The sequence below is a fragment of the Deinococcus roseus genome (genome assembly GCF_014646895.1).
Lineage (GTDB): Bacteria > Deinococcota > Deinococci > Deinococcales > Deinococcaceae > Deinococcus_C > Deinococcus_C roseus.
The window spans coordinates 61,086-69,017 of sequence record NZ_BMOD01000026.1 but is presented as its reverse complement, the minus strand read 5'-3'; the positions used below and the strand labels follow the sequence as shown (position 1 = coordinate 69,017).

7 protein-coding genes are annotated in these 7,932 nt (G+C 55.4%); 2 read left to right on the top strand and 5 right to left on the bottom strand.

Annotated elements, in window-relative coordinates; all coding sequences use genetic code 11:
* The first annotated feature begins 298 nt into the window (after positions 1–298).
* Positions 299–982, top strand: coding sequence for a molybdopterin converting factor subunit 1 (moaD, locus tag IEY52_RS22135; protein ID WP_189007156.1), 684 nt, complete (start codon positions 299–301; stop codon positions 980–982).
* Here moaD and IEY52_RS22130 read toward each other — a convergent pair.
* From IEY52_RS22130 to IEY52_RS22110, 5 genes are all read right to left on the bottom strand, one after another.
* Entirely contained in the window at positions 979–1,629 is a 651-nt protein-coding gene (locus IEY52_RS22130) for a PrsW family intramembrane metalloprotease (protein WP_189007154.1), read from the bottom strand. The genes moaD and IEY52_RS22130 overlap by 4 nt on opposite strands.
* A gap of 75 nt (positions 1,630–1,704) precedes the next feature.
* Positions 1,705–2,850 carry an ABC transporter permease gene (locus IEY52_RS22125; protein ID WP_189007150.1) on the bottom strand — a complete coding sequence of 382 codons (1,146 nt, stop codon included), beginning with the start codon at positions 2,848–2,850 and terminating at the stop codon, positions 1,705–1,707.
* An 8-nt stretch (positions 2,851–2,858) separates the two neighbouring features.
* On the bottom strand, positions 2,859–3,842 hold the full coding sequence (locus IEY52_RS22120; protein ID WP_189007147.1) for an ABC transporter permease: 984 nt from the start codon (positions 3,840–3,842) through the stop codon (positions 2,859–2,861).
* 87 nt (positions 3,843–3,929) lie between these two features.
* A complete protein-coding gene (locus tag IEY52_RS22115; protein WP_229684916.1) occupies positions 3,930–5,621 on the bottom strand; it encodes an ABC transporter substrate-binding protein in 1,692 nt (563 codons plus the stop codon).
* Positions 5,622–6,117: 496 nt separating this feature from the next.
* Entirely contained in the window at positions 6,118–6,501 is a 384-nt protein-coding gene (locus IEY52_RS22110) for a HesB/IscA family protein (protein WP_189007140.1), read from the bottom strand.
* 158 nt (positions 6,502–6,659) lie between these two features.
* On the opposite strand from IEY52_RS22110, the gene IEY52_RS22105 reads away from it, so the two are divergent.
* Positions 6,660–7,826, top strand: coding sequence for a M24 family metallopeptidase (locus tag IEY52_RS22105; protein ID WP_189007136.1), 1,167 nt, complete (start codon positions 6,660–6,662; stop codon positions 7,824–7,826).
* Positions 7,827–7,932: the final 106 nt, after the last annotated feature.

Below are 7,932 nucleotides of genomic sequence, written 5' to 3'. Positions count from 1 at the left end.
TATGGGATTCATTTCTTCTGATTGCTCAGAGGAAACTTTCCTTTGCTCGCATGCGTTCGGTTGTCAAACAACTCCGCCTTCGCTTCTGCGTTTCCGCTTCCTCTCGGGCGAAGAAAAGAATACAACGGATCTGCAGATGTGTCAACACTTCAAAACCAACCTTTTGATGATCTCAATTTGCAGGCGTCCAGGACGGTGAAATTTCCTGCACAATGGTGCCAGAATGAAGGAATTGTCTATACAGATTTTATGGACAACACCTCTCCATTTGCCATTTCAGCGTGTGTTAGGCTGAGGCATGCGTCTGAGAATCCTGTTTTTTGCGCGTCTGAAAAGAGAAATGGGCGTGGATGAAATGAGCTTTTCCTGCCCTCCTCAGTCCACGGTCCGGGACCTGGCCCGCCTGCTGCAAGAGCATTACAGTGTCAATTTGCAAGGTTGCATGGCTGCAGTGAACGAAAATTACGTTGCTCCAGACCAGCTTTTGAAAGATGGAGATGAAGTGGCTTTTCTGCCTCCTGTGGCAGGCGGTGCTTACGATCCACAGGACTTTGAAGAATGCATTGTCACCTCCAGACCCCTGAACCTGATGGAGGCTTTCGGGTTTCTGGCCCGTCCAGAGTGGGGAGGTCAGGCTTTCTTTACGGGAACGGTGCGATCTCCCAACAAAGGCCTGGAGATCGCACACCTTGAATACGAGGCTTTTGCACCCATGGCCATCAGGGTGATGCGGGCCTGCATTCAGGAAGCCCGTGAAAAGTTCCAGGTGGGTGGCGTATATATAGCGCACCGCACCGGCCGGGTGCATCCCGGAGAACTCAGCATCATTGTGGGGGTGGGAAGTCCCCACCGCAGGGCCGCCCTGGAAGCCTGTGACCTGCTGATTGAAGCCCTGAAAGTGCGTCTGCCGGTCTGGAAACTGGAGCGTTCCACCTCGGGTGAAGAATGGGTGGAGGGCTCCACCAGCGTGGACACCCTTTAGGGTTCCTGACTGGCGGTGGTGTACAGGCGGTCTGCGGCCAGGAACATCACCGTCACCAGTCCCACCACCAGGGCAATCACGCCCCAGGTTGGATGGGACTGGATCTGGATGCCATTGAAAATCGAGTGCAAAACAATGCCGATGCCCAGCCCAAGGGGCACTGCGTATTTGTTGCGGTTGTTCATGCGCTGGTACCCCAGAGCAAAACCCCAGGGGGCAGTGAACAGCACATGGCTGCTCATGGTGATCAGGCCCCGGACCAGCAGAACTTCCAGACCAAAAGAAGCCCCATAAAAGATGTTCTCCATCAGGGCAAAACCCAGAGCGGCCGTCATGCTGTAAATCAGACCATCGATGAACTCATCGAAATCCTTTTCTTTGACCACCGTGCGGGTGGCGAAGAATTTCAGCAGTTCTTCCAGCACCGCAATCACCACATACAGGGCAATCCCCTTCAGGGCGGTCTGAAAGCTGAGTTCGAACAGGGCAGCAGGCAGATAAGCAAATGCGCCATATAAAAAAGTGCGAATGAGCAAACGCACAGGTTCAGGCTTGGGGTCGCGCCTCCAGAAAAACCAGAACCAGAAAAAGGTGGGGAGCACCACCCCCAGCGCAAACCACACGATGTGCATCACGCTCGCAGACATGGTGATCAGCATAACAAAATCAGCGGAGGATGTTTTCCTCCGCTGGGGCTGCTTCTGTTGGGTTGAGAAGGCTGATCAGTGGCGTTTTCTGGGGTCGAAAGCGTCCCGCAAACCGTCCCCCACAAACTGCCAGGCGGTGATGGCCAGCAGAATGAAAATACCAGGGATCAGGGTCCAGGGGCGACCGGTGATGGATTCAAATCCACCATCCTGGGCCAGTTTGAGCAGGCTTCCCCAGGAAGAGTAAGGCTCCACCACACCAATGCCCAGGAAGCTCAGACCGGATTCTTCCAGAATGAAACCGGGGATCAAGAGGGAGACCACCACAATGGTGTAACTGAGGGTGTCTGGGAGCATGTGGCGTCCGATGATGCGGGTGTTGGAAGCACCCAGGCTCACTGCAGCATGCACAAATTCCTGTTCACGGGTGCGGAGCAACTGGCTGCGCACTGCGCGGGCAATGCCGCCCCACCCCACAAAAGCCAGAATGGCGATGATCAGGTACAGGATGAACAGGGGGTCCATCTCGATGGGAAACAGTGCACGCAGGGTGAACAGCAAGAACAGGGAAGGAATGGCCGCCAGCACCTCGACGAAACGCATGATGATGGTGTCCACCCAGCCTCCGAAGAAGCCTGCGATGCCCCCCATGATCAGGCCCAGCACCACCGAGAAGATGGTGGCAAGAATCCCAATGGTCAGGCTGATCACTGAGCCATACATGATGCGGCTGAACTGGTCACGTCCCAGGTTGTCCGAACCCCACAGGAACAGTTTCTGGTCTCCCTGAACACCAAACAGGTGCAGGTCGCTCTTGATCAGGCCCAGGAATTTGTAGCTGGCTTCTGGCCGATGCACAAGAAACTGGACTTCCTGTTTCTGGGTTTTGTCTTCGGTGTAGATGTCCCGGAAGGTTTCCAGGTCTGTTTCACGCTTCAGGGGGTAAATGAAGGGCCGGGACCATTTGCCAGAGTCATCCACAAAGTGAATTTTGGCAGGTGGAACCCAGGTCACCCGGTTGGGCCCTGAATCGTATTCGGTGGGAGAGTAGGGGGCAAGAAAACCCGCAAAGAGGGCAATACCGTACAGCAGAGCCAGAATCCACATGCCTGCGCGGGCCATGGGATGCTTGCGAAACTGCTTCCAGGCAATCTGCCAGAGGCTGAGCGACTCTGTGGTTGATTTGGAAGGTTTCTGGACGTTGGGCATCACTTGACTCATATTTTACCTCAACTGTACCGGATGCGGGGGTCCACAGCGGCCAGCAGGATGTCAGACAGCATGTTGCCGACAATGTAAAGGATGGTGGTCAGGGCAGTGGTGGACATCAGCACATAAATGTCCTGCTCCTGAACAGCCTGCAGCAGCAGAGGGGTGAGTCCGGGCCAGGCAAAAACCACTTCGATGAACCCTGAACCGCTGAGGAAAGCGGGCAGCAATCCACCCAGACCAGCCACAATAGGCAGCACAGCATTGCGGAAAGCATGCTTGTACATGAGTTTCTGGTATTCAAGGCCTTTGGCTTTCGCCGTTCTCATGTAGTCCTGCCCCATCACTTCCATCAGTTGTGCCCTCAGCACCCGGCTTTCACTGGAAATGGAGCGCAACGCCAGAATGACACTGGGCACCAGGGCGTGCATGAACACATCTCCAAAGTATTGCCAGGGTGTGGGATTGATGGAATTGGAACTGGATTTCCCGGTGATGGGCACATCCCAGCCTGTGTTCTGCTTGAGGGTCAGGAGCATGTAGATGGCGAGCAGACCAAAGAAGAAAGAGGGAATGCCCAGACCAAAGTAGGAAAAGACCGAGAACAGGCGATCAAAGGTGCTGTAAGGGCGGGTTGCACCATAAATCGCCACTGGAATGGCAATGGCATAACTCAGGATCAGGCTGAAGATCACCAGGATCATGCTGTTCCACATGGGAGGCGCAATCAGATCCCAGACCGGACGGCTGGAGTGGCTGAAGGAAATGCCGAGGTCTCCCCGGATGAAGTTGGTGAACCAGATCCAGAATTGCTCCAGATAGCTTCTGTCAAGGCCGAACTTGCGCTTCAGCAGTTCCAGCGCTTCGGGGGTGACCCTGGGGTTCTCCCGGAATTGCGAGAGAAAATCTCCTGGAGCAGCCTGGATCAGGACATACACCAGAACACAGGCCAGGACAAACGTGGGGATCAGCTGCAGAAAGCGTCTGATCAGAAATGGAATCATGGTTTGAGGATCCCTCCTTTCATGGGCACTGCGCGAGGAGACTCCTCGCGCAGGCAGATGTGAAGTCTAACTGTGAAGTCTCAGGTCTTACTTCTCGTCGATCCAGGAGAGCAGGACGTTGCGCAGACCGAAGTAGCTGCTGGCCCACAGGGGGGTGGCAATCTTCTTGGGGTACTCGCCCTTCACGCGGCTGTCCCAGGCGTAGTGGGAACTCTGGCTGACCAGGTAGAGGTTCCCGAGGTTTTCCGCTTGCAGGGCCTGGATCTTGTTGGCGATGGCCTTGCGTTTGGTGATGTCAAACTCTTTGCGGCTTTGCAGGTAGAGGTTGTACATCTGGCTTTCCCAGGGAGCAATGCACTTCTTGGAGGAGTTGTAGTTGTTGAGGTCTCCACCGCACTGCAGCATGGAAGCCACGCCCACAGGGTTGATGAAGCCACCGCCACCGATGCCGCTGATGGCGGAATCGAACTTGCGGTCCAGCTTGGCTTTGTCGTCTTCTGGCCCGATGGTGTCCAGCAGCTGGTTGAAAGGGATGAAGTTGGTCTTGACATCCACCCCAACTTTCTTGGCTTCATCGGCGAACAGACGGGCCAGTTGCTGGCGACGGTTGTTCTCGGAGTTGGTGATCAGGGTGAAGGAAAGCTTGTGGCCCTTGCTGTCTTGCAGGATGCCGTCGCTGCCCTTCTTGAAGCCCATGGCGGTCAGCAGTTTGGTGGCGCCAGCGGGGTTGAATTTGTACTTGTCAACGTTGGGAGCAATCCAGTCGGAGTACAGGGGGTACACGCTGGTCCAGGCTGCGAAGCCGAAACCACCGAGCACCTGGTCGATCATGGCGTCTTTGTTGACCAGCATGCTCATGGCCTGACGAAAACGCTTGTCACGGAACCAGCCCTGTTTGACGGGATCGCTGGATTTGTTCCAGTTGAAGTACAGCATATCCACGGAAGCCACAGGACCAATGTTGGCAGCGATTTCCACATTCAGCTTGCCAGCTTTTTTGGCGTCGGCAATCTGGGAAAGCTGGTCACGGTTGGTGGGCTGGAACAAATCGGTGTTGCCTGCCAGGAACTGGGCCAGTGAAGCATTGATGTCAGGAACAATGTTGTACTGCAGGTTGCTGATGTAGGGCAGGGCGCGACCAGCGCTGTCCTTGTTCCAGTCACCGAAGTACTTGTTCTTGCTGAGGGTCACGCGCTCGCCCAGCACATACTTGTCCACTTTCCAGGGACCAGAGACGACCAGGTCTTTGGGATCCATTTTCAGATCCCAGAGGGCTTTCACGCCGTCTGCGCCTTTGGCACGGTAGGCAGCGCCGAACACGTGGTCAGGCTGGGGGGTCAGGTAGGAAATGGTTTCCAGGTTCTGAACGGTTTTGGCGGGGAAAGTGATGGAGAGGCTGAGGTTGCCCAGTTTCTTCCAGGTGACTTTCTTGTCGCCTTCGTACAGGTAGGAGTACAGGCTGGCTCCGACTTTTTCATCAGCATAGATGGCGAAGGTGCTGAGGTAGTCGTCTGCAGTGATGGCCTGGCCGTCGGACCATTTCAGTTCGGGGCGCAGGGTGAAGGTGAAGGTTTTGCCGTCTTTGGAGATGGTCATCTTGTCGGCCATGTAAGGCTCGTAGTCCCCGGAGTTGGGGTCCACGGTGATCAGACCACCAGCGTCCTGCAGCTCAGGAAGGCTGGGACGACCCTCAGAGGTGAAAGGGTTGTAGGTGTCAAAGTCCTTGAGCTGGACCAGACGCAGGGTTCCTCCCATTTTCACATCACCGGTTTTACTCACGGTTTGGTTCGCAGGGAAAACGTAGGGCGCAGCGAGGGAGGTAGACATCAGCGCTGCCATTAAAATGATCGTCTTCTTCACACATCCTCCTTGTAGCAGTGAATACCGGCGCTAAAAATGACGCCAGTATAAAGTTGTCTACTTCCGCGATTCTAACATGGTTGAAGTAGGGAATGTCAAATCCTCAATCAGCTTCGCTTAAGCATTTCTTGAAAGGAATCCAATGGGACACTCATCCACCTGCATTTCTGGCAGGATTTGGTGGTTCTTGTCTGACACACACAAATTTCCCAGAGTTCCTTCCAAAAAATCTGCAGGCCCCCGCGCCACAACAAACCCCCTGGCTTTAGATCTTGAAGGAATTTCCATCAAAAGCTTAAGAAGTGAGAAGTTGAGACCGCCAGCAGAGGGGCTTTCCTGGCAAAGACAACAAGACGGAACTGCCGCGTTCCGTCTTGCAAAGGTTTCGATAGGGACTGGGACGGAGCTTCTGCCTTCAGTGGCTGCCGCAACCGCCACCGGTTTCGGCATTTTTGCCATCGGTGCGGAAAGAGTGGCCACAACCACAGCTGCTGGTGGCATTGGGGTTGTTGACGGTGAAACCGCCTCCCATCATGTTTTCAACGTAATCCACCTGTGAACCCTGCAGCAACTCAATGCTCATTCGGTCCACGATCAGTTTGATGCCCCGGTCCACCACAATGGTGTCTCCGTCGAGTTCGCGGTCATCGATGGCCATGCCATACTGGTAACCGCTGCATCCACCGCTCTTGATGAAAACCCGCACACCTGCACCGGGCTTGTTGCTGCGCTCAAGGATTTCCTGCGCTTTGAGGGCGCCGGTTTCTGAAATGCTGATGTTCTGGAGGGTCGTGCTCATGACTCCAGAGTAGCATTCTGTGGGTTTTCAACTGTGAACCGTACCACGACATGTGAACAGCATGTCGTGACTGTGAAAGTGACGATGAAAACAGACCTTCTGCTGTGGAGAGGGTGGGCCTTTGACAGTCCCCAGAACAGAAATGTTTTAATGTGCCCATGACCCGTCCTTCCTTTGAACAGATTCAGCAACTGCTGACCGACCAGCAGCTGGATGGCTGGCTTTTTTATGACTTTCAGGGCCTCAATCCCCTCACCCTCAATGTGCTGAACATTCCAGCCACCGCCCACCTGACCCGGCGTTTTTTTGTGTGGGTGCCCAGTCAGGGACCGGTGCTGGTGCTGCACAACAGCATTGAAGGGGGCACCTGGAAAACCTTAAGCCAGGACTGGCAGGTGAACCTGCAGGCCTACCGGGGCCATGCAGATCTGCAACCCCTGCTGGAATCCCTGCTGAAACCTGGCATGAAGGTGGCCATGGAGTACAGCCCCATGGGCAGTGTGCCTTATGTGGGTCGGGTGGATGCAGGCACCATCGAGCGCATCCGGGCTCTGGGCGTAGAGGTGGTCAGCAGTGCTGACCTGCTGCAGCATTTCTTCAAATGGTCTGCCGAGGATCTGGTTTCCCACCAGCGGGCCTCTCAGGTCCTGATGGACGCCAAAGATGCTGCTTTTGAGTTCATCCGGGCCAGGGTGCGTCTGGATCAGCCTGTGGATGAACTTTCCGTGCAGGCAGTGATCAGCGAGGAACTCAGGCGTGGGGGTTTGCATTTTGACCATCCACCCATCGTGGGGTTTGCAGCCCATGCAGGAGACCCCCACTATGCTCCCAATCCCGAAGGCAACCGCATCCTGCAAAAAGGGGACTGCATTCTGCTGGATCTGTGGGGTCAGGAAGAGGGCCGTCCTTACGCCGATGTCACCTGGATGGGTTTTTATGGTGAGCCAGATGCTGACTTTCTGCGGGCCTGGGAAACCGTCAAGGCTGCCCGTGACCTTGCCTTGCAGCACATCCAGGCTGGAAAACAGGGCTGGGAACTGGATTTTGCAGCCCGCAGCCTGATCAACGAAGCAGGATACGGAGAGGCGTTCACCCACCGTCTGGGGCACAGCCTGGGGGTACAGTTGCATGGTCCCACCGCCAACCTGGACGATCTGGAGACCCGCGACACCCGCACCTTGCTGCCCCATCTGGCCGTCACCATCGAACCTGGAATTTACCTGCCAGAACGGAATTTTGGCATCCGCAGTGAAGTCAACGTGGTCCTGCAGGAAGGGGCGGCATTGGTGACCACCCCGGTGCAGCAGGATTTGATCCTCATCTGAATTTTTGAAACACAGCAGGGGATGCCGGAACCATTTTGCCCGGAGTCAGCTCCCCTGCAGTGCTTTCAGCAGGGCCATTCCAGCGCAGCAACACCCAGTTTTTTTC